20 protein-coding genes, 1 tRNA gene and 1 pseudogene are annotated in these 26,747 nt (G+C 32.8%); 14 read left to right on the top strand and 8 right to left on the bottom strand.

Features of this window, described 5'->3' with window-relative positions; all coding sequences use genetic code 11:
* Positions 1-771: 771 nt before the first annotated feature.
* Positions 772-3,780 carry an efflux RND transporter permease subunit gene (locus AAGD45_RS00305; protein WP_341761516.1) on the top strand — a complete coding sequence of 1,003 codons (3,009 nt, stop codon included), beginning with the start codon at positions 772-774 and terminating at the stop codon, positions 3,778-3,780.
* Between the two features lie 142 nt (positions 3,781-3,922).
* Here AAGD45_RS00305 and cydB read toward each other — a convergent pair whose 3' ends face one another.
* Both cydB and AAGD45_RS00295 read right to left on the bottom strand, forming a co-directional pair.
* A complete protein-coding gene (gene cydB / locus AAGD45_RS00300) occupies positions 3,923-4,942 on the bottom strand; it encodes a cytochrome d ubiquinol oxidase subunit II (RefSeq protein WP_341761515.1) in 1,020 nt (339 codons plus the stop codon).
* A gap of 8 nt (positions 4,943-4,950) precedes the next feature.
* Positions 4,951-6,405 carry a cytochrome ubiquinol oxidase subunit I gene (locus AAGD45_RS00295; protein ID WP_341761514.1) on the bottom strand — a complete coding sequence of 485 codons (1,455 nt, stop codon included), beginning with the start codon at positions 6,403-6,405 and terminating at the stop codon, positions 4,951-4,953.
* Between the two features lie 548 nt (positions 6,406-6,953).
* On the opposite strand from AAGD45_RS00295, the gene AAGD45_RS00290 reads away from it, so the two are divergent.
* Positions 6,954-7,595 (top strand): ankyrin repeat domain-containing protein, encoded by a 642-nt coding sequence (locus AAGD45_RS00290; protein ID WP_341761513.1) that lies wholly within the window; start codon positions 6,954-6,956, stop codon positions 7,593-7,595.
* Positions 7,596-8,233: 638 nt separating this feature from the next.
* Entirely contained in the window at positions 8,234-8,647 is a 414-nt protein-coding gene (locus AAGD45_RS00285; RefSeq protein WP_341761512.1) for a helix-turn-helix domain-containing protein, read from the top strand.
* Between the two features lie 191 nt (positions 8,648-8,838).
* Here the strand turns inward: AAGD45_RS00285 and AAGD45_RS00280 are convergent, their stop codons facing one another.
* The gene (locus AAGD45_RS00280; RefSeq protein ID WP_341761511.1) at positions 8,839-9,423 is read right to left on the bottom strand and encodes a helix-turn-helix domain-containing protein; all 585 of its coding nucleotides are present in this window, start codon (positions 9,421-9,423) and stop codon (positions 8,839-8,841) included.
* 424 nt (positions 9,424-9,847) lie between these two features.
* Between AAGD45_RS00280 and AAGD45_RS00275 the strand changes: the two genes are divergently transcribed.
* The 3 genes and pseudogenes from AAGD45_RS00275 to AAGD45_RS00260 all read left to right on the top strand — a co-directional run bounded on the left by AAGD45_RS00275 (position 9,848) and on the right by AAGD45_RS00260 (position 11,769).
* On the top strand, positions 9,848-10,186 hold the full coding sequence (locus tag AAGD45_RS00275) for a hypothetical protein (RefSeq protein WP_341761510.1): 339 nt from the start codon (positions 9,848-9,850) through the stop codon (positions 10,184-10,186).
* 410 nt (positions 10,187-10,596) lie between these two features.
* Positions 10,597-10,953, top strand: a pseudogene (locus AAGD45_RS00265) (AAA family ATPase); the annotation flags it as partial.
* Positions 10,954-11,193: 240 nt separating this feature from the next.
* The gene (locus tag AAGD45_RS00260; protein ID WP_375331535.1) at positions 11,194-11,769 is read left to right on the top strand and encodes an ATP-binding protein; all 576 of its coding nucleotides are present in this window, start codon (positions 11,194-11,196) and stop codon (positions 11,767-11,769) included.
* Positions 11,770-11,771: 2 nt separating this feature from the next.
* Here the strand turns inward: AAGD45_RS00260 and AAGD45_RS00255 are convergent, their stop codons facing one another.
* From AAGD45_RS00255 to AAGD45_RS00230, 5 genes are all read right to left on the bottom strand, one after another.
* The gene (locus AAGD45_RS00255) at positions 11,772-13,994 is read right to left on the bottom strand and encodes a DNA translocase FtsK (protein WP_341761509.1); all 2,223 of its coding nucleotides are present in this window, start codon (positions 13,992-13,994) and stop codon (positions 11,772-11,774) included.
* A gap of 358 nt (positions 13,995-14,352) precedes the next feature.
* Positions 14,353-14,670, bottom strand: a complete 318-nt coding sequence (locus tag AAGD45_RS00245; RefSeq protein ID WP_341761508.1) for a cell division protein ZapA — start codon at positions 14,668-14,670, stop codon at positions 14,353-14,355.
* Between the two features lie 7 nt (positions 14,671-14,677).
* On the bottom strand, positions 14,678-14,887 hold the full coding sequence (locus tag AAGD45_RS00240) for a hypothetical protein (protein WP_341761507.1): 210 nt from the start codon (positions 14,885-14,887) through the stop codon (positions 14,678-14,680).
* Entirely contained in the window at positions 14,884-15,237 is a 354-nt protein-coding gene (locus AAGD45_RS00235) for a helix-turn-helix domain-containing protein (RefSeq protein WP_341761506.1), read from the bottom strand. Before AAGD45_RS00235 ends, AAGD45_RS00240 begins: the two co-directional genes overlap by 4 nt.
* A 6-nt stretch (positions 15,238-15,243) precedes the next feature.
* The gene (locus AAGD45_RS00230) at positions 15,244-20,172 is read right to left on the bottom strand and encodes an NAD-glutamate dehydrogenase (RefSeq protein ID WP_341761505.1); all 4,929 of its coding nucleotides are present in this window, start codon (positions 20,170-20,172) and stop codon (positions 15,244-15,246) included.
* A gap of 421 nt (positions 20,173-20,593) precedes the next feature.
* Between AAGD45_RS00230 and mnmE the strand changes: the two genes are divergently transcribed.
* The 8 genes from mnmE to AAGD45_RS00190 all read left to right on the top strand — a co-directional run bounded on the left by mnmE (position 20,594) and on the right by AAGD45_RS00190 (position 26,702).
* Complete coding sequence (gene mnmE / locus AAGD45_RS00225; RefSeq protein WP_341761504.1) at positions 20,594-22,036, top strand: tRNA uridine-5-carboxymethylaminomethyl(34) synthesis GTPase MnmE; 1,443 nt, start codon at positions 20,594-20,596, stop codon at positions 22,034-22,036.
* A gap of 3 nt (positions 22,037-22,039) precedes the next feature.
* Complete coding sequence (locus AAGD45_RS00220) at positions 22,040-22,984, top strand: tyrosine recombinase XerC (RefSeq protein WP_341761503.1); 945 nt, start codon at positions 22,040-22,042, stop codon at positions 22,982-22,984.
* Between the two features lie 63 nt (positions 22,985-23,047).
* A complete protein-coding gene (gene dksA / locus AAGD45_RS00215) occupies positions 23,048-23,467 on the top strand; it encodes an RNA polymerase-binding protein DksA (protein ID WP_341761502.1) in 420 nt (139 codons plus the stop codon).
* A gap of 26 nt (positions 23,468-23,493) precedes the next feature.
* On the top strand, positions 23,494-23,784 hold the full coding sequence (locus tag AAGD45_RS00210) for a SemiSWEET family sugar transporter (protein WP_341754596.1): 291 nt from the start codon (positions 23,494-23,496) through the stop codon (positions 23,782-23,784).
* Positions 23,785-24,133: 349 nt separating this feature from the next.
* Positions 24,134-24,304 (top strand): 50S ribosomal protein L33, encoded by a 171-nt coding sequence (rpmG, locus tag AAGD45_RS00205; protein ID WP_341747615.1) that lies wholly within the window; start codon positions 24,134-24,136, stop codon positions 24,302-24,304.
* Between the two features lie 14 nt (positions 24,305-24,318).
* Positions 24,319-24,663, top strand: coding sequence for a 30S ribosomal protein S16 (rpsP, locus tag AAGD45_RS00200; RefSeq protein WP_341761501.1), 345 nt, complete (start codon positions 24,319-24,321; stop codon positions 24,661-24,663).
* A gap of 195 nt (positions 24,664-24,858) precedes the next feature.
* Positions 24,859-24,933: transfer RNA gene (locus AAGD45_RS00195), tRNA-Thr, on the top strand.
* Between the two features lie 23 nt (positions 24,934-24,956).
* Entirely contained in the window at positions 24,957-26,702 is a 1,746-nt protein-coding gene (locus AAGD45_RS00190; RefSeq protein WP_410521090.1) for an ABC transporter ATP-binding protein, read from the top strand.
* Positions 26,703-26,747 lie beyond the last annotated feature (45 nt).

Raw genomic sequence — 26,747 nt, 5'->3', positions numbered from 1 at the left:
GACATCGGTTTAATAGCTTAGATGTCATCCCCGCTTCGGTGCATAGGCGTCAACTTAAGAGCGTAATGATTGAACATGTATAAACAAATTAAACACATCCGTCATCGCGAGGCATCGTTAGATGCCGTGGCGATCCAGATAAACAGCGAAGCTGTTTTTTAGAGTAACGCTTCGCGTATCTTAGATTGCCGCGTCGCCGCTTGCAGCGGCTTCTCGCAATGACGTTTAGGTTTGATTTACTTATACATACTCAATCATTACACTCTTAAGTTGACACCTATGCGCTTCGGTGCGAGATCTAAAAATGTTGAATAGTTTTCTGTGCTATTTCTTTAGACCCCTGCCTTCGCAGGGGTGACATCACCCTTAACAGGGGGATGAGTTTGATATAAGACATCGGTTTAATAGCCTAGGATGTCATCCCTGTGTAGGCAGGTATCTAAAAATGTTGAATAGTCATGCTATTTCTTTAGACCCTTGCTTTCGCAGGGGTGACATCCATAACTGTCGAAAGCTAGTAAATACAGCTTCCCTATATGTCATTGCGAGGAGGCTGTAAGACCGATGAAGCAATTGTCCAGTAACATCATTTATCTATAGATTGTTTCCTAGATTGCTTCGTTTACGCTCGCAATGACGCTAGGCTGTTTTTCCTATGACTTTTAAATTGCCATGGGGGTTATGCGTAAGGTGAGTAAATAATTATTATGAAAAATTTTTTACAACTTCTAATTGCATATTTTAAACTACTATGAATCTTTGGACTCTCTTATGATAAAAAAATTGTTGGAACATAGTAGCTTCTTTATTGTAATAAATATTGTGGTTGTGCTATTTGGTATATACTCATATTTGCAGCTGAAAATTCAACTTCTACCAAATATTCCTGTTTCAAATATTTACATTTCTATCATTAACCCGAATGTAAAGCCGGATCTGATAGAGAAATATACTACCAAACCTTTTGAGGAAGTTTTTTCACATATTGATGGTCTTAAGTCGATTATTGCTATTAGTCAGTTAGGAGAGAGTAAAATAACTCTAAGCATTGCCAAAAGAGTTCCTATAGAACAAGCAATTAATCAAGTTAGAGATTTGATATTAAAAAATAAGGCTCTCCTGCCAGAGGGGGCTAAAGAGCCTATAATATCTACTGAAAGCTTTTCTGTTTTACCAATGATGTATATTGCGGTGAGTTCTAAGAACAATGTATCAGCTACTGCTGATGATATTGAGTTGATTAAAAAGAAGCTTAAATATGTCGATGGTGTAGCCAATACATCTAGTTTTGGTGTAACTGAAAAAGTGATTAATATCGATATTGATCCTGAAAAGATTGCAAAATATTATATCCCGTTAGATAGTATTCTTGCTTCGTTAACACTACAAAACAGTGATTTCTCTGGTGGTAAGTTATCAAATCAATATAAAACAGAGTATATTTCTTTTGATACAGCAATTAATAAGTTGAGTGATTTTGGCGAAATCAATTTAGAAAGTAATAATGTTGCTATAAAATTAAAAAATATTGCCAGCATTACAATATCAGATAAAGAAGCACTTAGCCTTGCTTATTTTGGCATGGATAAGATTGTTTTATTAGGTATTTTTGCTAAGTCGGATGCAAATCCAATCGATGTATCAAAGAGTGTAAAACATTTCCTAGAACATTATGAAAAAGCCAATCCCCAATTTATCTTTCAGGTTATTATCGATGATAGCCAAGATATTTTACAAGCATTTCAAGAAGTAAGAAAAACTTTGCTTGAATCGGTCTTGTTGGTGTCAGTAATTGTTTTACTGCTAATGGGATCATTGCGATATTCAATTATCGCAATTTGTGCAATTCCAGTCTCGATTGCAGCTTGTTTTGTTATGCTATACTTATGTGGTTTTACACTCAATGCCATAACAATGTTGGCGATGGTACTGGCTATAGGGTTAGTGGTTGACGACTCTATTGTAGTGATTGAGAATGCTGAACATTATTATCGGAAGAATAAAGATGCTTTAACTAGTATATTGCAAGCAATTTATAGTCTTTTTTTATCTGTTTTAATATTGATGTTTACGCTAGTAGTAATATATGTCCCTATTTTGTTTATTAAAGGAGAAGTAGGAAAAATTTTGCAGGAATTTGCTTTGTCAGTAATTGCTTGTTTAGTGATGTCCTTTATCGTTGCGTTTACCTTAACACCCATATTGTTTTTAAAACTAGCAAATAATACGCATGAAAGCAAATTTGTTCAAATTGTTAATAAGACATTGGATATGATTACCTATAAATATACGAGTTCTTTATTTTTTATTATACGCCATGCCAAAATATTTTTATCCTTGGTAGCTATCGTTGTAGCGGCTGCTACATATGTTGCAGTTAACAATATGAAAATAGAAATTGAGCCATTTGAAAAGAAAGATATGCTCATACTTACTAACACCTTTATGGTTAATACCAATTTAAGTTACATCCATCACTATATGGAGAAAATTACTAAAGTAATCAAGGATAATGATAATATTAAATATACTCTGAGTATTGAAGAATCACCACGTTCAACGATTTGGTTGATATTAAAAGATAAAACTAAAGCGGTACAAACATTGCATGACATTGAAGCTAAACTAGCAAAAATAGCAGTGGGTGGAGATATTTCAGTGAAATTTGCTCAAGGGAAAAATGCTGGTTCAGCAAAGGGTAATGTTGAGTTAAGCTTTTATGTCAATAACCAATCATCCATGGAGAATGCTTGGCAGGCTGTTCATTTTATACAGACTAACTCAAAAGATTTATTTACTAATGTTATAGCTATTGAGGCTTCACCTGTACAAGATTATAAAATTTGGTGTAATCAAGATAAGTTATTTAAATATGGTTTAAGTCAGAAAGATATATCAAGTACGTTAGACATTCTGTTTAATGCTAGGAAGATAGGGAGCTTTAAGCACTATGATAATAGCTATGATGTCATCGCTAAATCAGATCCTAAATTTGGCAAAACACTAAGTAATATACAAAATATGTTCATTACAACACAGAAAAATGGAGAAAACCTTATTCAGCTTAAGGATATATGTGATATTAATAGGGTGAATACCGTTAATCAAATTATGCGTTATAATGAGCAATATTCCATTGAAGTAATTGCCACTGCTAAACATGGTATTAAATTGCAGGATGCAGTTCATTTTATTAATCAGTTAAACAGCAAGTTACCAAATGATAGTGATATTAGCTATAGTGAGCAAACGCAAATACTTATTGATTCAACATCATCATTTACAGTACTAATTTTACTATCTGTACTTGGACTCTACTTATTAATGTTTGCACGTTTTAACGACTCAATTCTATCACTGTTTATTTTAGTTGGGGGAATTCCAGCCGCTTTAAGTGTAGCATTATTAAGCTTATATTTTTCTCAAGGGGGATTAAATATATATACGCAAATATCACTTATCACACTAGCAGGATTAATGACTAAGCATAGTGTGTTGTTATGTAGTGCAATGCATCAGAAGGGACAAAGAACTCTAAAAACAATAGTAACAGCGGCAACATCAAGAATCAGGGCAATTTTAATTACTTCTTTAGCTATGAGTATTGGTTTGTTGTCACTTTTCTTTGATAATGGCAACTATGCCAATAGTCGTTTTCAAATGGCTATAGTTTTGGTAACAGGGATTGTTGTTGGGTCGATATTAACACTTTATGTAACACCTTTGCTTTATGTTGGTTTTCATCAACTGTCGAAAGTTAGAAGAGCTAGGGAGCAGTAGTAAAAGCTATTAGTTTAATATATAAAAGATAGCTTTAATTATACAGGATAATGATAGCACAAATATTAACCCCACTAAGTATAATATTACAAACCAAAACCATTGTTTGGATTTTTGAGAAATAAAAATTTTTCTCAACTTACTAATACATAGGGTGATGAGTCGATTTTCCACGGAATATATAATAACAATAAGTTGTATAACCCAATATTATTGGTAAAAGTGTTGCCGCCCCTACCAACATTAGAGATTGTGATTCTGCTGCCGCTGCCGCTTGCCACAGAGATATTTGATATGGTACTATAAAAGGCCAAATACTTAAGATAAGCCCCAAATAGCCTAGAATAAAAAGTAAAACTGAGTAACAAAAAGGTTGAAATTCTTTATTCTTATAAAGAGTTGAAAGTAACCTAAATAATGTAAAAATAGTTAAAATGGGGATTAATGAGAGATATATAAAATTAGGCATACTAAACCAAAATATACGAATTCGCTCATTTAAAAACGGTATCCATAAACTTACTAAACCCATAAATAACATAACATATATTAATACGTATGATGCGGATTTACGAGCCCATATTTGGGTATTTTCGTCAGTCTTCATTATCAGCCAAGTAGCACCAAGAAGAGCGTAACCAAATACTAGAGCAATACCTGTCATGATAGAAAAAGGTGTTAGCCAATCAAAAGCATTGCCAACAAATATCCTGCCATCAATTTTAATCCCTTGTATAAAAGCTCCTAGCATAATTCCCTGAAATAATGCAGCGATGATAGAGCCAAAATGGAAAGAGTAATCCCATATGAAACAATATTTTAGAGAGGCTTTAAATCTAAATTCAAAAGCTACTCCGCGGAAGATTAATCCCAAAAGCATTGCGGTAATTGGTATATAGAAGGCTGACATCAAAACTGAATAAGCTAGTGGGAATGCGGCAAATAACCCACCACCACCTAAAACTAACCAAGTTTCATTACCGTCCCAAAATGGTACTACAGAGTTCATCATTTTATTGCGGCAATCTTGAGTAGGAGCAAATGGGAATAATATACCAATGCCTAGATCAAACCCATCTAATAATACATAAAGAAATATTGCTGTGGCAATTATTCCACCCCAAACCAAAGGTAAATCTATATAGGGAGCAAAATTAAGCATGGTTGATATTATCCCTTACTGGTTGGATTTCCTAGTACTATAGTTGTATAGTCAATTGATGAGAATTTGGTGACGTCGTCACTCGTCGCTCGCCTATTATCTATAGGCTTCGCTCCATCGTTCCTAGCATCAAATCCTCCTGAATTGACTATAGTACTAGGTCCTTTTTTTATTAAAGTTATAATATAATAAATGCCTCCGCCAAATATAAAAGCATACACTATAACAAAAGCAATTAGTGAGGCAAAGATATATTGACCTAATACTGGTGAAGATACTTCAGATGTTCTGAGTATATTATATACTACATAAGGTTGCCTACCAACTTCTGTAACAAACCAACCTGCTAATATTGCTATAAAACCAGATGGAGTCATCAACATGCACCAATATTGAAACCATTTTGTATCAAATAATCTTTTACGTAAGTATAAAACTAATGCAATAACCCCAGTAATTACCATTAATATACCGATTCCTACCATTACTCGGAAGGAAAAAAATACTATTAATACAGGAGGTCGTTTTTCTTTTGGCCATTCTTTTAAACCTTTTACTTCTCCATCTAAGCTGTGTGTCAGTAATAAGCTAGCAACTTTTGGTATTTCTATAGTATATTTTGTCGTCTCTTCTTCTGATGAAGGCCAGCCAAAGAGTCTAAGGCCTGCTCCTTTCTCTGTGTCCCATATACCTTCTATAGCAGCAACTTTTGTCGGCTGATGTTTTAGAGTATTTAACCCATGTTGATCACCAATAAAAAGTTGTATAGGGGCAACAGCTACTGCCATCAACATTGCCATGCCAAACATGATTCTAGCATGGTTAACAAATTTTTTATGTAAAAGATAGAAGGCAGCAACACCACCAACTGCAAAAGCTGTAGTTAAATATGCTGCTACAATCATATGACAAAAACGATATGGAAATGAAGGATTAAAAATAATTTTCAACCAACTTACCGGGTATAAAATATTATCTGCTCGTACTTCATAACCAGTAGGAGTTTGCATCCAGCTATTAGCTGCAAGAATCCAAAAAGCAGAGATAATTGTACCAACTGCCACGATTAAAGTGGCAGCGAAATGCATATTTTTACTGACTTTATTCCAGCCAAATAGCATAACTCCAAGGAAAGATGACTCTAAAAAGAATGCAGTAAGCACTTCAAAACCTAATAGTGGTCCAAGTACATTACCTACCTTATCAGAGAAACCTGACCAATTCGTACCAAATTGATAAGACATAACAACGCCTGATACCACTCCCATACCAAAAGTAATAGCAAAAATCTTAATCCAAAATTTATATATTTCTTGATAAATATTATTACCAGTTTTAATCCATAACCCTTCTACAACAGCAAGCCAGCTAGCAAGGCCAATGGTAAAGGACGGAAAAATTATATGAAAACTTATGGTAAAGGCAAATTGTATACGAGATAGTAGATTAGGATCGAATTCCATATTGTTACTTTGTGTCAAACCGCTTTAAGTCTGATTGTTTATACTCTCATTCCAATTTCGGATTAATTTCATTAATCCGAAATTGAGGTGATAAGAGACTTCTTTGATAAAAAATACTATAGTCAATTTTATTTTCAAATGCTACCATACACTATTCGCACTAGATTGTCACGTTAAGTTAACCTCATTTTATGCGAATTCGGGATAAGAATTTATCAATTCTTATCCCAAATTCGGTGAAATTATGGAAACAATCAGATTTGAGACGGCTCTGCATCTGATTGTTAAATTAATATTGTACTAAAATCATGTTTTTAGCTTTAGAAAGGTTTAAAATGCATTCGCGTTAGCCGCTTTAAGAATACATTTTTCCTTATATTAAAGCCAATTCGGAGTCACATTCGAGTATATAAACCTTTGATTCTATTTATTCAACTTAAAAATTTTTTAAATATTGCTTGCATGTAATGGAATTTTACTGTAATATGACCACAAATATCCGTTTCAAACGGATATTTGTGATATAAAAACTAACTGGAGGAATAAATATGACGTTTGGAACAGTGTGTAAGCAAGTTGTTGCTAAAGTACGCTATGGTGGTTTAACTACTTTATTTGATAAAAATCCTTTATTTACAGCTGTAAAGACAGGTAATGTAAAATTAGTAAATCATTTAGTTACAAAAGGTAATGTAAATAATCAAGATAAAGACGGTAATACTGTACTACATTATGCAACAGAACATAAAAACAATCCTAATAGTACTAAGATCACTGAAATGTTATTAGAAATGGCAGCAGATCCAAATATAGCTAATAAGGACACTAATACACCATTAGACATTGCTTCTATAAATGGTAATTATCCAAATGTTCATCTATTAGAAGCATATGGTGCTAGAATTAAAAAACCATATTTGTTTAAGGCACAGCTAGATAAGAATATACAGAAAGATATAAATGATTTTCGGGAATTATTGAACAAATCAATGGGTTTATCATCTGATGCTCATTTAAAAAAGATAAGTGATATTGTAGAATCCTTATATGAAGCAACAAGTCATGACACTACGGATTATTCATTTAATAATAAATGTACTACTATATACCAAAATGTACTTGATCGTGGTATTGGTGCGGCGTCTGTTCCATTGTCAGGGGTAGATGATGAACTATCTTTTGATTATTAATGAAGCAAGTGGGTAGCAACTGGAAAATGGATGAAACATATATATACTCAGGTAGAACTTCAAGAATTGTCGGCGTCGTGTCAAAGGTCTGTGCTGCTCTGTTACTCATGTACGCTACGCCGCTCGACTTTGCTACTGCCTAGCTCTTCTTGAAGTTATACTATCGTCTACCCAACTCTTGAAATCATAGTAGTATACTCGATGAAAATCAAGAATTGCGTTATCGTCTTCAGGGATCGTAGGTAGCCACGTACTAAATGTACGCCTAGCCCCTACAACTGTTGAAAGTTAAAAAACCGTCTATTAGCGAAGTGCCGTTAGGTGCTGTGGCAATCTTCATGATAGTCAAGGTCTCCTTCACGAGATTGCCACGTCGCCGCTTGCAGCGGCTTCTCGCAATGACGGTTTAAGCCTTACAACAGCACTTCGCTAATAGACGGTTTTTTTAACTGTCAACAGTTATGGATGTCACCCCTAATGGCATACTGAGCCTACTATTAATTTATATATAGACAAAAACAACAGCTAGAGCAGCAGAAACAATTAGAATTAACACAAAATAATGTAATTGGTATTTACTTTTTGATTATTATACCTTATATTTTAAAAATATTAATTTTATATACAAAGTATTACTTATGGCAAATTTACAGGCTAGACTTAATTCGTTAATGGCTCAAAAAAACATAAATGCTATAGATATAGAGAGGAAAACTGGACTAAGTAGAAATACTGTCTATAGCATTTTGTATGGTAGTTCAAAAAATCCTAGTGCTAATAATTTACAATTAATTGCAAAAGCCTTAGACATTAACTTGGAAGCTCTTGTTATTGATAATGAAATAAACCTCGAGATACTAACTGTTGATCAGATAAAAATTTTTAGCAAAGCTACTAGTGCAACAATTAATATATTAATTGAAAGAAACTTAAGTTTCTCATTGAGAAACCTTACAGCTCTAATAAAAGAAGTATATGAGTATGCTTTGAAGAAGCAGTCTGTTGATAATATATTTATAGATTGGATAATTGATAAATATCATAAACCTTAATTGTGTGGTTATAGACACGGTTACAAGATAATTGTCAGATGAATAAATTTATAGTGTACTCTTCTGATCCTACGAATTGTTTTTTGAGAATATCATTGATTCGCATGCGTAACTATACTATATATACGCTACGCCTTCTCACCATTCATTTTCAAATCATTTGAGTATGCCTGTCAGCAACAACTAAAAATTCAATCAGAAGATTTACCATTGTCAGTATCTTTAGTAGGGGCAATTCTACCAACCATTTCATCTAGTGATATTTCAAAATAATCTGCTAGGGCTACTACAATTTGACTATTTAAAGTTTTTTGTTCCCTATTACTATTAACAAAACTATGTAAAGAGTTATTACTAAAACCTATAGTCATGCCTAATTTATATAAGTTTAAATTTTGTTTCTTTACCTTATCAATCAAAAACTTCTTTATATTAGAAGTGATGTCACTTGATGTAATTTTATAAAATTCTAGACTTTCTATATTAGGTAAAGAAATATATTCATTTCTTCCTACAACTTCATCCATAGAACACTTAAAGTAGTCAGCAATTTTCAATATATTACTAATAGTTGGGTTAGCTTTCAGACATTGCATAATATTAGTTACAGTAGAATAAGGAATGCCACTTTGTTCAGCAAAATCTTTTCTTGTTAATTTTAATTCATCAAACTTTTTTTTGAGGAATTCTTGTATTTGGTGAACAAGAGCCATATACTCAGAACAATTAAAATTTAAATACTCCCACCATAGAAATATTTTTTCTTGACACCTCAAAATAACTATAATAAACTAGCAAAATAGAATGAGATTATTAAAAAAGAGATCAATGATTATTGATTAATTTTTTAAAGCAAAGAATATACTTTTCTAAATCTCAAACTAAAAAACCAATATAATACTTAAGCTCTACTCTTAAATAAAGCTCAAGTATTATATTGAATATTATAGTTAACTGGTAAGTACTTTCAAGTTCGCAAAATTTCTAAGTACTTACTAGTAGCATTAATCAAATAGCATCAACTGCTATTTAAATAATAACCTTTTTATTGAGGTATTACTGTGATCATATACAAATTTCTTAGCCAAATCAACCCCAAATCAACTTATTTCAACCTCATTTATTTTTACAATCCTAGTAATACCATAATTCTATAATGTAAATGATATCAATCTTAGAACAATACAATGGAAGTAGAATATGTATTACCCACTATTAGTCATTCTATTATTCAGCATAATCATAGGGCAGATATTGTTAATTCTGTTATCTGTCAGGTGGTTTAGTAATATCCAACTAAGCTATAACAATATTATTAGCATCAGTAAAGACTTCCCCAATACCTACATCAAGGCAAAAGATGAAATAGCACTATTGCATAAAGAAATAATAGAGTTAATTACTCTAACTACTAAGAAAGAGCAAGGTATATTACATATGACGTTTCGTTTAGAAGAGATGCATATATGCATAGAAATGCTACTTAATGAATTTAGAGAGCTTACTAATACTACGTCACAGACCAAGGAGAAAAAATAATTCTTATAATAATCCTTGTATGTTCAAGATTCATTCAAGTATATATACTCTTCTGCTTTGAAAAATTGTTTTTTGAAAATATCATGGATTCGCATGCGTAACTATACTATATGTACGCCTAGCATGCTCACCATTCATTAGACTTCTTTCGAAACTCTACTACTTCTGCTGGTGATTTGTACGCGACGTCTGTACTCGAATCCTCACGTACATTAGAGTACGCTGCGGGTCGAGGTTTCGCGTCTCCTTCACACCCTTGCGCATAAGCGAGTTTCGAAAGAAGTCTATTTTCAAATCCAATTCTTCAAATCATTTGAGTATACCCTAACTCAATATATATAAAAATAAGAGACAAAGAGATATATTAGGAATATAATCTTCTAAATATCAGATTTATTAGGAATATATTCATGATTATCAAGAGATTTTTAAATTTAAAATTACCTGAGAAGCAATCTTGTTTTTTATGGGGGGCTCGTAAAACTGGCAAATCAACATATTTAAAAAAATGCTTTCCAAACGCTCTTTATATAGACTTACTGCAAGCAGATATATATCAAATTTATTTCCAACATCCGGAACGTTTAAGAGAAGAAATAAACGCACAAAATAAAGTATCTACTATCATTATCGATGAAGTACAAAAAGTACCTTTGCTTCTTGATGAAGTGCATCATTTAATAGAATCAAATAAGTTTTTGGCAAATAATTCTCTACAATTTATTCTTTGTGGATCAAGTGCAAGGCGATTAAAATCAACTGGAGCTAATTTACTTGGAGGTAGAGCTTGGAGATATATGTTTTTACCACTATGTTATCCTGAACTAAAAGAACTGAATTGGCATAAAATATGTAATCATGGGCTTATTCCAGACCATTATATAGCTTCGCAGAATATTCATAAATATTTAGCTTCGTATTTATATGATTATATTTTACCGGAAGTCCAGTTTGAGGCAAGTCTGAGGAAAAGAGAGGCTTTTGCTAGATTCTTAGAAATTATAGGAATTTCTAATGGTGAGATGATCAATTATAGTAATATTGCTCGGGATTGTGCAGTAGATGCAAAAACTGTTAAAACATATTTTGAAATATTAGAGGATATGTATCTTGGGTATCATTTATATCCTTATAGGTCACGTACTAAACGACAAATTATTACAGAAACACCTAAATTCTATCTTTTTGATACTGCTCTTGTTAATTATTTAAGAAAATATGAGTATCAAGAAATGATAGGATTTGAAGCTGGTAAAGCTTTTGAGCATTATGTGTTTCTAGAATTTATAGCATATAAATATCTAAATGATAAAAGAGATCAGTTATGTTATTGGCGTACGAAAGAAGGTTACGAGGTTGATTTTATCGTACAGGATAATGCATTTGAAGTTAAAATTTCCTCTTCTATACAAAAAAATCATTTAAAAGGACTTTTAGAATTTGCAAAAGAACATAATTTTAAATTACATGTTATTAGCTTAGAAAAAACAAAACGTGTAATCATATTAGAAAATAAAGAAATTACTATTTGGCCTATAAGAGAGTTTCTAGATATGTTATGGGGAAATAATATATGGCAGTGAACTTAATTTTCTGGCAATAATATTTCTCTCTTACCAGTATGGTTAGGAGGAGATATTACCCCATTTTGTTCCATTTTTTCAACAAGAGTAGCCGCTCTATTATAGCCAATTCGTAAACATCTTTGTATATAGCTAATTGATACTTTTCGTTCTAATTGTACGATTTGTACTGCTCTTTTATATAAAGTTTCATCACTGCTTGAATCATCTCCTGGACTTTCGCCATTTACTTCATCATCTAGTTGTTGGGTCACTGCTGAAATATATTCAGGCACTCCCGTGGATCTTAAATATTGGGTAACCTTCTCTACTTCTTTATCATCAACAAATGGACCATGCACCCTAGTAATCTTTGAAGAATTACCCATATAAAGCATATCTCCCATACCTAGTAACTGCTCAGAGCCTTGTTCACCAAGAATAGTTCTACTATCAATCTTAGAAGTTACTTTAAAACTGATACGACTTGGGAAATTAGCTTTGATTACCCCAGTAATAACATCAACAGAAGGTCTTTGAGTTGCCATGATGATATGAATACCTGCTGCTCTTGCCATTTGAGCTAGACGCTGTATTGACAATTCAATGTCTTTGCCAGCTACCAACATTAAATCAGCCATTTCATCAACAATTACTACAATGAATGGTAATTTCTCCATATTCATTTCAATTGTTTCATAGATAGGCTTACCAGTTTCCGGATCAAATCCTGTTTGAATAGTACGTTCTAATATTTTACCTGCCGATGTAGCTTCTGAAATTTTAGCATTATAACCTGCTATATTTCTTACCCCAATATTTGACATTGCCCTATAACGATTTTCCATCTCTTTTACCGCCCATTTGAGGGCTACCACTGCTTTGCTTGGCTCAGTAACCACTGGAGTTAGAAGATGTGGTATGCCATCATAGGTAGATAATTCAAGCATTTTGGGATCGATCATTATTAAACGGCATTCTTCCGGGGTATAGCGGTAAAGTAGGGAAATTATCATAGCGTTAATTGCCACTGATTTACCGGAACCTGTCGTACCAGCAACTAACAGATGGGGCATTTTTGCTAAATCTGCAACAAAAGGTTTACCAGCTAGATCCTTTCCTAAAATCAATGGTAGCATAATACTGCTATCTTGATATTCCGGTGTTTCGATTAATTCTCTTAGACAAAAGAATGCTCGTTGTTTATTTGGTAATTCAATACCTAAAACGTTTCTACCCGGTATTACGGCTATCCTAGTTGATATTGCCGATAAAGATCTAGCAATGTCATCTGATAAACCGATAATCCTAGAAGATTTAGTACCTGCAGCTGGCTCAAATTCATATAACGTTACCACTGGACCTTGGCTAATATTAATGACCTGACCTTTAACCCCAAAATCACCTAGAACAGTTAATAATGCTTGGGCATTATGTTGTAGTTCTGATGAAGTTTCTACTTTGATATTTTGGTTGTCAGCTTGTTTTAATAATTCGATAGGGGGCAAGTATGGTAATTCGCCATTTTCTTTTTTGAATGGAGATTGTTGTTTTGAAAAATGGGAGTGTATGTCATTATTTTTTTCTTGTAATGCATCTATTTTATGAGCATACGTTGCTTCTTCTTGATTAATAAAAGGTATCTTTTTTATCAAAACTTGTTTCGTTGACTTGGTATTTGTCGATATTGTAGGTAAAAGTATAAATTTTTTATAAGGTATTAGTTTAAATAATTTAATTATAACGATCCCAAAAACTGAAAATTTTATTTCAGTCAATAAAAATAATAAAATAAATGTAGTAATAATTAAAGCATAATCGGCTCTACTGTCCAATTGCTTGATTATTGGATAAATAATAGTACCTGTTGTCCCACCTGCACCTGCCGGTAAATAATTAATTTTTATATTAGTGCAGACTATCGATAATGATATAATTGACAGCAGCATCACAATTATCCTGACGGTAGCCCATTTTTTCTTTAAACGCCATACACTCAGAGACCAAAAAATACAACAAATTGGTAAAATAAAGGACGCTATACCAAAAAATTGGTAAAAAATATCTGCCAAATAAGCACCGAAATGACCTAATAAATTGCTAGGATATTTGTCTGTGACAGAATTAAAGGAAGGATCATTTGGATTATAAGTCACTAGTAATAGAGCAGTAGAACAACCCACCAACATTAATAAAGCAGACTGCACTCTATGATTAGTAAAAATCTTGTTTATGTAATATAGCACAAAAGTTGCCTAAAAAAATGAACCACTTTGGTCGTTGCCTAAAATCCTCAAAGAACCTGTATGTAAGGTGGAATCCATATATCTGTATAATAGATTCAGACAGGGACGGTTTCCTAATAATAAAAATTATAGTCCCGGGGCAATACGTTAAGCTCACGAACCAGGCAGCCCATTATAAACATTAGACCTCTTTTGAAACTCTACTTCTGCTAGTGATTTGTACGTGATACCGGTACTCTGCTCCTCACGTACATCAGAGTACGCTGCGGGTCGAGATTCCGCGTCTCCTTCACACCCTTGCGCATAAGCGAGTTTCGAAATAGGTCTATTGATGTTTCATACACGGGATTATATAATATCACTTTCCAATCTTTCTCGCAAGGTCTTCTAAATATCCTGCTATAGTACTTAACGTTTCTGCAAATTTTTCTTCTTCGGGAGGTATATTAGCACCATCAATTTTAGCAATTGTGTTAGTCAAGTTTTGTACTTGTTCCTGTAAACTCAATGCAGACATAACTAATAATAGTTCAAATGATGCTGATGGGTTAACTTTTTTTATCTGAGCAATATTTTCATTCAATTTGGCTGCAAGATTGCATAATTCTTCTCTTGATCCTTCACTACATGCGAGCTGGAAAGTTTTGTTACCAAGTAGTATTGTTACTATAGACATCTTTATTTTATGTATTTTTATGTTTTATTGCTTCAAGTTCAGCAATATATACGGTTATTTGCTCAAGTATTTTTGCATAATTATCCCTGAGCTGTTTATTTTCATCCTTCAGTTTATTGATTTCTTCATGCTGCCTAGCGATATTTAACAAGAGACCTTCAAGACCTTGGTCCACTTCTTGCATTAACTTAAGTAATAAATCATTAGTTATTTTCATTCAGATGATAATATTAAGTGATAAATTATTGGAATTATTATTAATATTAAAATAGAAATAATAATTAGTTGTTTTTTCCATTTATAGTCAAACATCATTGTATCTGACCTATTTCTGAGGTCAATATCTTTTGAAGATTCCTGCTTGTCTTTCTCACTGAGATTTAAAACTATCCCTAAATAGTTTGAGTATAATTTAAGATAACCCTTTACATAAACTTCCGCTGGCATCGAACTAAAATCCTCCTCTTCAAGAGCTACCAAATATTGCTTCCTAATCTTCAAATAGCTAGATATTTCTTCAAGAGTTTTACCAGATTCTATTCTCGCTTGTTTTAGGGATGACGACATAACGCATTACTCAAGCTTACGCAAAAAAGTTTCAAATTTCTTGTTTGCTAAAATTAAAATATTTAAGTCAATAGTTTCTTGCAATCTAATTCCTTTTACAAAATCTAAAAAAATACATGCAGAATCTATATTATTATCAATCCATAATTCTAAATCAATATTTGATTTAGAGTTGTTAATTATTTTAGTCAATAATTGCCTTTGTTTATCATATAAGTCATCTTTTAATGATTGAATTGACAATCTGTTCCAATAGGAGTCGTTTAGTTGTTTATCGCAAGATTTACGAAGCCAATCAATACTAAATTTATTACCAGTAGTGAAATATAAATTAGCAACATCATTATTTTTAGCTTTTGTCTTTTTTGCAATATATATTATATCAAAGACAGACACTAGGCTGTCAAGAGTCGCAATCCTGTGAGCTATTTCATCTGTCACTCCTGATAAAGTATATTGCTTAACTTTATTATCGAATTTGTTTTTTGCTTCTCCTAAAAGAAGATTACCAACCACTTTACTAAGCATTCTAGCTGGTTCATAAAATTCATCAATGGTATTGCTAATATTGATAGGATGTTTTATGTGCTTCAGAAACCAAGAGATACCTCTACGCATAATTTTAGCAAGCTCAGTGAACATATCAATTTTAACTTTATGATCTATATTACTTGCTAGAGATTCTACTATAGCCCATAGATTATCTAAATCAAAAATTTCACAGATAATAGTATACGAACGAACTATATCACAAAGATCAGCCTGAGTTTCACGTTTTATAAGATTAAGTGATGGCCCACCTAATTGATTGACAATTTTATTTGTTACAACGGTTCGAATAATTTCATGCTTAAGCGGATGAGCTAAAATTCCCTCACGGAATTTTTCTTGCATTAGTTTTGGAAAATAATTAATCAGATAAGATTCAAAATACTTATCTTTTGAAAATGTTGCTGTTATTAAATCATGATAGACTGAGCGTTTACTATAAGAAAGTAATACACAAAGCTCGGGGCGACTCATACTTTCCTTATTAACTGCCCTTTTACTGAGTTCTTCCTGAGTTGGTAAGAACTCAACAGTTCTATTAATTAATTTTTCTTCTTCTAAAGTATCAATAAATTGGCTAAATACTCCGATAGTTGAAGTACTAGATAATTGCATTATATCAAGTGCCTGATTTTGCTTATAGTTATCAACTAGGATCAGTTCTTCGACTTGTTTTGTCATAGTAAATAGAAACTTATTACGTTCTTCTAAACTAATTTTCTTAGAAGACATAGCCTGATTAAGAGCAATTTTGATATTTACCTCATGATCCGAACAATCAACGCCAGCTGAATTATCAATGAAATCAGTATTTATTCTCCCACCTAGCTTGCTATACTCTATTCTACCTTGTTGTGATACGCCAATATTTCCACCTTCTCCTATTACTTTAGCTCTGATATCTTTACCATTGACTCTCAGATTGTCATTGGCCTTATCGCCTATCTCTAGGTGACTTTCCGTTGAAGCTTTTATATAGGTTCCTATACCTCCATTCCAAAGCAAATCAACTTCTGCTTGTAAGATAGCTCTAATCAGATATTCAGGAGATAATTCGTTAATGTCTATCTTTAGCAATAATTTGGCTTCTAAGGATAATGAGATAGACTTACTACTTCGTGCAAAAACTCCACCACCTTTTGAAATTAATTGTTGATTATAGTCAGACCAATTTGATGTAGGTAAATTGAATAGTCGCATACGTTCATTGAAACTAATAATTGGATCAGGTTGTGGATCAATAAATATATGTTTATGATTAAATGCCGCAACAAGTTTTATGGTATTGGCTCTAAGCATGCCATTACCAAAAACATCCCCCGACATATCGCCAATACCAACAACAGTAATAGGGTCTTTTTGTACATCAATATCCATAGCATGGAAATGGCTTGCTACAGAAATCCAAGCTCCCTTTGAGGTAATAGCCATTTTCTTATGATCATAACCTGCTGATCCACCGGAAGCAAAAGCATCACCTAACCAAAAATTATATTCAGCAGATACACTATTTGCATAATCCGAGAATCTTGCTGTACCTTTATCGGCTGCAACCACTAGATAGGGATCTTCTTGGTCATAGATAACAGTATTTTTTGGCTGAATAACTTTACCATCAACTATATTATCAGTGATATCAAGTAATCCACGGAGAAAATTCTTGTAACACTGTACCACTTTGTCCATATAGTCTTGACGAGTCATATTATCATCAGTGAAATTAACGAAAAATCCACCTTTTGAACCAACAGGGACAATGACTGAATTTTTGGTCATTTGTGCTTTCATTAGCCCTAATACTTCTACTCTATAATCCTCACCTCTATCAGACCATCTAATACCTCCGCGAGCGACGATACCCCCTCGTAAATGGATAGCTTCAAAATCATTATCGTAAACAAATATTTCGGCAAATGGTACTGGCAAAGGCAAGTGAGGAACTTTTTGCGAGTCAAATTTAAAAGAAAAATAATTTTTACTAACTGTACTATGGTTGTTAGCTGCATTTTTCAAGTCATTAGAGCTAGGCTGATAACAGTTAGTTCTTACAATAGCTTCAATAATATCAAACATCTGTCTTAGAACCTTGTCCTCACTACTGCTAGTAATTGTATTAAGATAGTTAAAGATACTATCTTTTATAGTTTTTGAACGTGCATCTGAGAAATTTGTTGGATTAAATTTAGTATCAAACAAATCAACTAACATTTTAGTATATAAAAAATGCTTTATTAAGGTCAACTGAACATAGCTTTTACCATAAATAAAGCCAGTTTGATGTAAATATCTAGTTAATGCTTTAACCAACTTAACTTGCCACCAATTAAAGCCCGATAATACTATTAATTTGCTTAAAGAATCATTAGCTAAAAGTCCAAGATATATCTTATCTAGAGCCTCTTCTACGTTTGCTTTAAGTAAATCAATATCACTTTCAATAGTTATCAATGCTTCGAGAGTAAACTCATATATCCAACTTTCTTCAATATAGTCAATTGATGAGAAGTTGGTAACGTCGTCACTCGTCGCTCGCCTATTATCTATAGGCTTCGCTCCATCGCTCCTAGCACCAAATCCTCCTGAATTGACTATATCTCCCGCTCCTTTTATGGCAAAGCTTTGTTCATCTATAGCTTTGAATCCTAAATTTTCTATAGATGGTAGTAAGTCTGAAAGAGCTAATTTAGGCGTCGGGCTGTAAATTTTTAGCTGGAACTCTTTACTATTTATAGCAATTAAATTAAATATTGGTTTGTGATAAATACTAGCCTCTTTTAAATACTCAATATCTATTAAAGCTGTTTGTCCATTAAATTTTTCTCTATAGTCAATAGGAAAAATTGGGTCAAAAAGTTTAAAATTTACTCCCCCTTGGTATTCACCAAATTTTTTACATAACTTTTGGTAAAAATCTTCGCTCCAACGTGTGGAGAGTTTATCTAATTCTTGCTCTATTAGTTCAACATCAAAATCAATATTCTTTTTACCCTGTACCTCCAACGTAACAAATAAATATGAAAAATTTTCTACCACTTCTGCAGTATAATCTGAAAGTATCAGACCACTAAGTATATTTGATAAATAATAATTTATGCTACTATGTACTTCTAGTGTCAAACGATCTCTTGGTAGAAATATTATGATATTAACAAACGAACCAGACCAATCTTGTTGAATAAATAATTTAAGTTTTCTACTCGTTATCCCCGAGAGTACGTGTAAGCACATACAGTATAAATCACCTTCATCAATCTGTATCAAAGCTTCTTTAGGCAGAGATTGAATTATATTTTTAAGTTTCTTGGTATTATATCCACCGATCGGGAAAGCGGCTTTATCTACAACAAATTTTAGTTTTTGTCTCAGTATAGGAATATCAGTAACTAATTGATAATATATTGCAGAGCTATATAAGCCAAAAATTATACTACCTGAGTGATATTTTTTATCCTGATCAATTTTCTTAATTAAAATATAATCTACTAAGTTACTTCTATGTACCTTTGATAAGATATTAATTTTACCTAAAATAATTAGTTTATTTTCATGTAATGAATTTGCTGAGCGTTCGATAATATCAATAACCTCACCACTATCTTGCCATATCTTTTTGACCCCATCTTCTGATGAGAAGTCTTTAGAGGTGAGATCAAAGTTAATCATACCTAGAAAAGTAAAATTATCATCTTTTAACCAATCTAAGAAATTTGTAGATTCATGATAATCTAAATGATCGTCATTATATAATTGTTGATTATTTTGGATATCGTTTGAAATTAACGTCACTCTGTTTAAGATTTTAGACCATACATTATAAGTAGTATCTACCTGATCTAGCACTTCATTTAAAGCTATTTCCAAAGAGCTAATATCTTTTTGATCAAAACTCCCTAAAATAGTGATATGGACTAAAGATTCCTCTCTATCCAACTTTATATCCAATATTTCTTGTAAGTGACCATCATTGCTCCTTACACAAGCTATAACAGGATGAAGTAAAAATTTAACTTTTAAATTTAGGCTTGTTAATAAACAAATGATCGAATCAACTATAAATGATTTGTTATCATTCAGTAGCAGAATATTAATTGCAGGATCATTTTCAATTACTGTACTGACAATCTGCAACTTTCTTTTATCAGGCTGTTTTTCTTGAAAGAACTGAAAGGCATTATTTATAAACTCACCAAATAATTCTTGTCTATCTCTAAATCTATAGTCTACAGGGATATAAACTAGAAATTTTTGTACAAACTTACTATAAAGAGGGGTACTATAAAGTGGATTCCCACTTTTTGCTGTACTCAGTGATAAAATTTCTGATTTATAATTAGGCACTTGACAGGTAAGCTTACTTAAAGCTAAAGATGTCTTTTCTATTGTCATAGTTGTTACCAAACTTTATAATTGTTTCAATAGATTACCAAGTAGGCAACAAGTATTTAAATAGACTTCCTGCAGAATTCGTTTTTGCGCAAGGATTTGTAGGAGACACGGAATCTCGACCCGCAGCGTACTCAAATGTACGTGAGGAGCAGAGTACCGGTATCACGCACAAATTATCAGCAAAAACGAATTCTGCAGGAAGTCTAATAGCTTAAATTAGGAATAATATCACAGTATACTCGATGTCATTCCCGCGAAAGCGGGAATCTAAAAATGTTTAAGTACCTATCCTTGTTAGTTCTTTAGACCCCCGCCTTCGCGGGGGTGACATCTTTGTGCATAATTTAAGTTGTTTAATCTTTGCCTACTTGGTATTGATTATAATTAAATAAATTACTTAAGCAAGAGGATCACTACTGTCGTGGAAACTATTTTTGCTCAAAGCTCTAAACCAGGGAAAGCTGGTGTTGCAGTTTTTCGTATCTCTGGATCTAAAAGCCTATTTGCCTTAAAACACCTGCTTAAGAATAATAATATAGAGTTTGTTCCGAGAATTATGTACTGTAAAAAGCTCATAAATCCTAAGAATCAAGAATTAATTGATGATGTAGTTGTAGCATATTTTCAAGCTCCAGCTAGCTTCACTGGAGAAGATGTAGTGGAGATATACACACATGGCAGCATAGCAATTGCCGTAATGCTAAGTGAAGTATTGTTAACCATAGATGGTTTAAGGATTGCAGAGCCTGGGGAATTTACTCGTAGGGCGTTTTTAAATGGCAAATTTGATTTAACTGCTGCAGAAGGTATTGCCGATTTAATTGAAGCTGAAACTGTTTGGCAACATAGGCAGGCGGTTAAGCAAGTTGGTGGAGAACTTGAAGAACTTTATAATGGATGGAGACAAACTTTACTTACCATTATTGGCTTACTTGAAGCTTATATCGATTTCCCTGATGAAGATATTCCACAGGAAATATTAAATAGGGTTATGACTATTAGTGCTGATCTTAAATATGCTATAATAAAACACCTTAACGATAATAGACGAGGGGAGTTACTACGAACTGGGATTAAATTGACTATTTTAGGAACTCCTAATGTTGGTAAATCTAGTTTACTTAATTTTTTGATGCAAAGAGACGTTGCTATTGTATCAAACATTGAAGGCACAACTCGTGATATAATTGAGGGGCATCTAGATATCGGGGGATACCCAATTATATTACAAGACACGGCTGGTATAAGGTCTAGTAATGACCTAATAGAGCTAGAAGGTATCAAACGTGCAATTGAGTCAGCAAAAATGGCTGATATCAAAATAATTATGCTTGATGCTATAAAGTTAAGCAACTCACCCTCATATTTTGAGGAGATGACTGATATTATAGATTTAATAGATAATAATAGCATAATGCTGGTCAATAAAATTGATCTTTTGGATAAAAATTTAGAGCATTGTCATCCCTGCAAAAGCAGGTATCTAGACTCCCGTATACGCGGGAATGACATTGAAGGAAGCAGGGATGACACCATGGAAGATAGATTGCGGCCATTCAACAAAAATTATTTAAAGATATCTATAAAAGAAAAAATAGGACTGGATATTTTATTAAAGGAAATCGAAAATATTGCTCATAATATAGCGGGTTTAACTGAATCGCCGCATATTACTAGACAACGTCAACGAGCCTGTATAGAAAAAGCGTTGGAATATTTAGAAAATTTTAATATTGAAAATGACTTAGTGCTAGCCACAGAAGATGTTAGAATGGCTATCAGAAGTTTAAGTAATGTTACTGGTAAGATTAGTGTTGAAGAAGTTTTAGGAGAGATATTTAGTAATTTTTGTATAGGTAAATGATCAATGATTCAGAAAAAAGCACAAGAAGTATTAGAGCTAATAGATAAATGGCAAAAATATCTGAAATTACAAAAAAATTGTTCAGAACATACCATAATTTCTTATAAGAATGATTTAGAACATTTTCTGAATTTTATGACTCTCTATAATTCTGAAATCATAACTATTAATTCTATAAGGCAAGTTGACATAAGATTAGTACGAAGCTGGCTTTCTAAAAGGCAACAAGATAATTACCTAACAGCTTCTAATTCTAGAAGTTTGTCTGCTATAAAGAATTTTTATAAATATCTAGAGAAGACTGCTAATATCACTTGCCATGCAATTTTCTCCGTCAAAAACCCTAGGAAAGCTAAAATATTACCGAAATCTTTATCGCAGTCAGATGCTCAATTATCCATTGAACATATTGATGATTTTGCTGATTTAGAATGGGTGGAGTTAAGAAATAAAGCCCTTTTAGTGCTTATTTATGCTGCTGGGCTTAGAATATCCGAAGCATTATCTATGACTACATCTCATCTACGAAACTTAGATTTTATAAAAATAACAGGGAAGGGTAAAAAAGAACGGATAATACCATGGACGCCAGTTGCTAGAGATTTAATAGAACAATATTTGAGTAAATTACCTTATAGTATAGATGAAAAAGATCCAATATTTCGAGGTAAAATGGGTAAGAAATTACAAGCTCCAGTATTTAATCGTGAACTGATAAAATTACGCCGCTTCTATGGATTATCAGAACATTTATCAGCTCATTCCTTTAGACATAGTTTCGCCACGCACTTGCTTGAGAATGGAGCAGAGTTAAGGTCTATTCAAGAATTACTTGGTCATAAAAGCTTGTCAACTACTCAGCGTTATACTAAAATTAGTCTAAAACATTTGGAAAATATTTATAATAATGCTCACCCAATATCAAAATCTAATGGGAAAGTATTATAATCTTCTTGCCATGCTTTTTAATTATAGGTTATATTATCCCATGTTTGAATATGAGAAGCCTGTATGTCTAAAATTATTTTACTAAAAGGGTATAAACCTTCCAATGATGAAGAATATATGAATCTTCAACAGTTAGAATATTTTAGACAAAAACTCCTTGAGTGGAAAAGTTCTTTACTAGAGGAATCACGAGAAACCTTAACCCATCTCAAGGAAGAAAATTGGAATGAGCCGGATTTAAATGATCGTGCGTCAATTGAAACGGATACAGCAATTGAACTCAGGACAAGAGATAGGTATCGTAAGCTTCTTGATAAAATCGAAGAAGCTTTGGTAAGGATAGAAAAAAATGAATATGGTTATTGTGAAGAAACTGGAGAGCCAATTGGCTTAAAACGTCTAGAAGCAAGACCAGTTGCAACTTTGTGTATTGAAGCACAAGAGCGACATGAGAGTTATGAGAAACAGCATATAGATATTTAGGTTCTAATAGTTAAATAGGTGCATATATGGCATATACAGAGAAAACAAAAAATAAACTAATTATTTTTTTTGATAGATATATGATATTTGCTGGTACAATGGGACAATATTTGTTTTATACTCAGGCCTATAAAATTTTTACTACTAAGAGTGCAGATGACTTATCTCTTGATGGTTTTCTTGTGATAATTATTGTTACTTTAAGTTGGTTAATTTACGGCATAATCCACCATAACATTACAATTATTGTTGCTCAAATAGTTGGGTTAGTAGGAATGATAATGGTGGTGATTGGTATATTGCTTTATGCTTCTTGAATTCGGTCTTGGGATGAATTAAGGACGACAAACAATTAAACAGGGTAATTTAAAAGTCGGGCTGCAAGCCTAATAGATAAAGGAAAAAGTGCTTAATATGCACTCGATGTCATTCCCGCGTAGGCGGGAATCTAAAAAAATAAGCCTGAAAGACTATTAAGTAATATAGATCCCTGCCTTCGCAGGGATGACATCGGTAGTGGTTAAACTTGTATCTATAGCAACTAGTGATTGTGACTTTTAAATTACCCTGCAATTAAACCAAGTATTTTACTCTTGACTATTTGCCAGCTTACTTTATTATGACCAGCAGTTTATTTTATAAATAATACAAAAAGGTCTGATAGTTGTGGCTAAAAAAAATAAGAATGTTTTGGTAAGGCTTGTTAGTACAGCTGGTACAGGGTATTTTTTGGTAAAGAAACGCAACCCTAAAACTCAAACTGAGAAGTTATCATTTAAGAAGTATGATCCTGTAGTCAGGAAGCATGTTCCTTTTAAAGAAGAAAAGATTAAATAGTAAAATAGAGGTATATGGCAACAAAAATTCGTTTGGCAAGAGGTGGGGCAAAGAAGCGTCCTCATTATAGAGTAGTTGTAGCCAATGCAACAGCTCCTAGAGATGGTGATTTTTTGGAGAAAGTAGGTACTTATGACCCAATGCTTGTCAGAGGTGATGCAAATCGTGTGGTTCTAAAATCTGATCGTATAGAATATTGGTTAAGTACGGGTGCTCAGCCTACAGATCGTGTTGCTAGGTTTATTGAAGAAGCTGGTATATTGCTCCCGGCATCAATCAAAAAGAAAATGGAAGTTAAAATTAAGAATCGTAAAATAAAACCTCCTAAGAAAGAGTCAAAAAAAGCTCAAGGTGGATAAAAACATGCTCCCCGTGAGGGGGGATGTCATTCGAGCTGCGGCAGGAATCTAAAACACCCAAATCGATGTCATTTCCGTGTAGGCGGTAATCCATAATATCTAATAACCTTTGTAGACTATTTTTTGGATTTCCGCTTTCACGAAGATGATAACAACCTAATAATAGGTGCTTCACTTTAGAGCTTTTTCTTATTTGCCGGATTAGCTCAGTGGTAGAGCAACCGCCTTGTAAGCGGTAGGTCGTCAGTTCAAATCCGACATCCGGCACCAGCTATTTAATAATTATGTTTGCAATACATAAGACAATTCCTTATAGATTTATCAGTTACTTAAAGCTCTATAAATTAGATCTAGCAATTGTTATGTTGGCCTTATTATGTGTGTCAATTTCGTTGTTAGCAATAGGTAGTAGTTTTAGACAGTTAATTGATAATGGTCTAAAAACACATTATCTGCAATCAATTGATCAATCGATATTATATATTACTATTTTAATAGTAATTTTTAGTGTAGGTAGTTTTTTCCGTTCTTATTTCATTAATAATATTGCTGAAAAAATCGTGAGTACAATTAGGCAAGAAGCTTACAGTAATATAATTAATTTTGATATTGCTTATTTTGAAGAGCTAAAAATTGGTGATATCATCTCCCGCCTGACTATAGATATAGAACTTATCTCCAAGTTGATTATCAATTTTCTCTCTTTCTTTGTTCGTAACTCAATAATGCTAATTGGTGGAATTATATTGATGTTCTTTCAGAGCCCTAAACTCGCTGTGATTGTCATTACCATTATACCATTATTATTGTTACCACTAATGAAATTTGGCAAATATGTAAGAAATTTATCAAAAAATGCTCTTAAGTCACAAGCCAATATTGCAGTTAATTTAGAGGAAACTGTATCAAATATTTGCACGATACAAGCTTTTAATCAGCAGGCAAATAAAATAGCTGATTTCAATAGGCAAATTTCTGATTATTTAAAGCATACGGCAGATCGCTTAAAAATCCGTTCTATATTTTTCGCGATAGCTATTTCAGTCATACTATTCTCTATCACTATAGTTATATGGGTAGGTAGCAGAGATATAGTACATGGCGATTTATCATCAGGTCAGATGATATCATTTATTTATTACGCTATAATCGCTGGTATGAGCAGCGGAAGTATTTTTGAGCTTTTAAGTGAGGTACACTCATCTCTTGTAGCTTTAGAAAGGGTTTTTGCTCTTATAGACTATTCTTCCAAAAATCAACACACCAATATCCAAATATATGATTATCAAGATAATAAGACTTCTAGGATTATAGAGTTTGAAAATGTAAGCTTTATATATCCATCAAGATTAGACAGTTTAGTTATAGATGATCTGTCATTTAAAATAGATAGAGGTAAATTTATTGGTATAGTTGGCAGATCAGGTGCGGGTAAAAGTACCATGATGCAGTTAATGTTAAAATTTTATTTTCCTAAAAAAGGGATTATTAGAATTGCCAAACAAGATATATCAAAGACTAATGACCAGCAGATAAGGCGTATGATTGCCTATGTTCCACAGGATTCAAGCATTTTCTCTGGTACGATTAGGTCAAATATCGTTTTTGCTAAACCGGATGCTAGTGAAGAAGAAATAATAAAAGCAGCTAATAATACCGGAATAATGGATTTTGTTCAAAATCTTCAAGAAGGACTAGATACTGAAATTGGTGAGAAGGGTATTAAATTATCTGGAGGACAGAAACAACGAATAGCTATTAGTAGGGCAATTCTATATAACCCAGAGATTTTACTTCTAGATGAAGCAATGAGTGCTTTAGATAGCGAGAGTGAACAAAAATTACTAGATAGATTACAAAAAATAATGAAAGATAAAACTATATTATCTATCGCTCATCGTATTTCAAGTATAGAGCAGGCTGACGAAATTTTGGTAATTGATCATGGACGATTAATTGCAAGGGATACTCACGCTAAATTGCTTGAGAAATGTGAAATTTATAAAATAATTTGCAAAGAACAGTCAATAAACTTGTAAAAATGTGAACCAAAATGACACAGAGTTATTACATTAATAATATAT

The organism is Candidatus Tisiphia endosymbiont of Thecophora atra, assembly GCF_964026395.1.
Taxonomy (GTDB): Bacteria; Pseudomonadota; Alphaproteobacteria; order Rickettsiales; family Rickettsiaceae; genus Tisiphia.
This window is presented reverse-complemented; position numbering and strand designations above follow the sequence as displayed.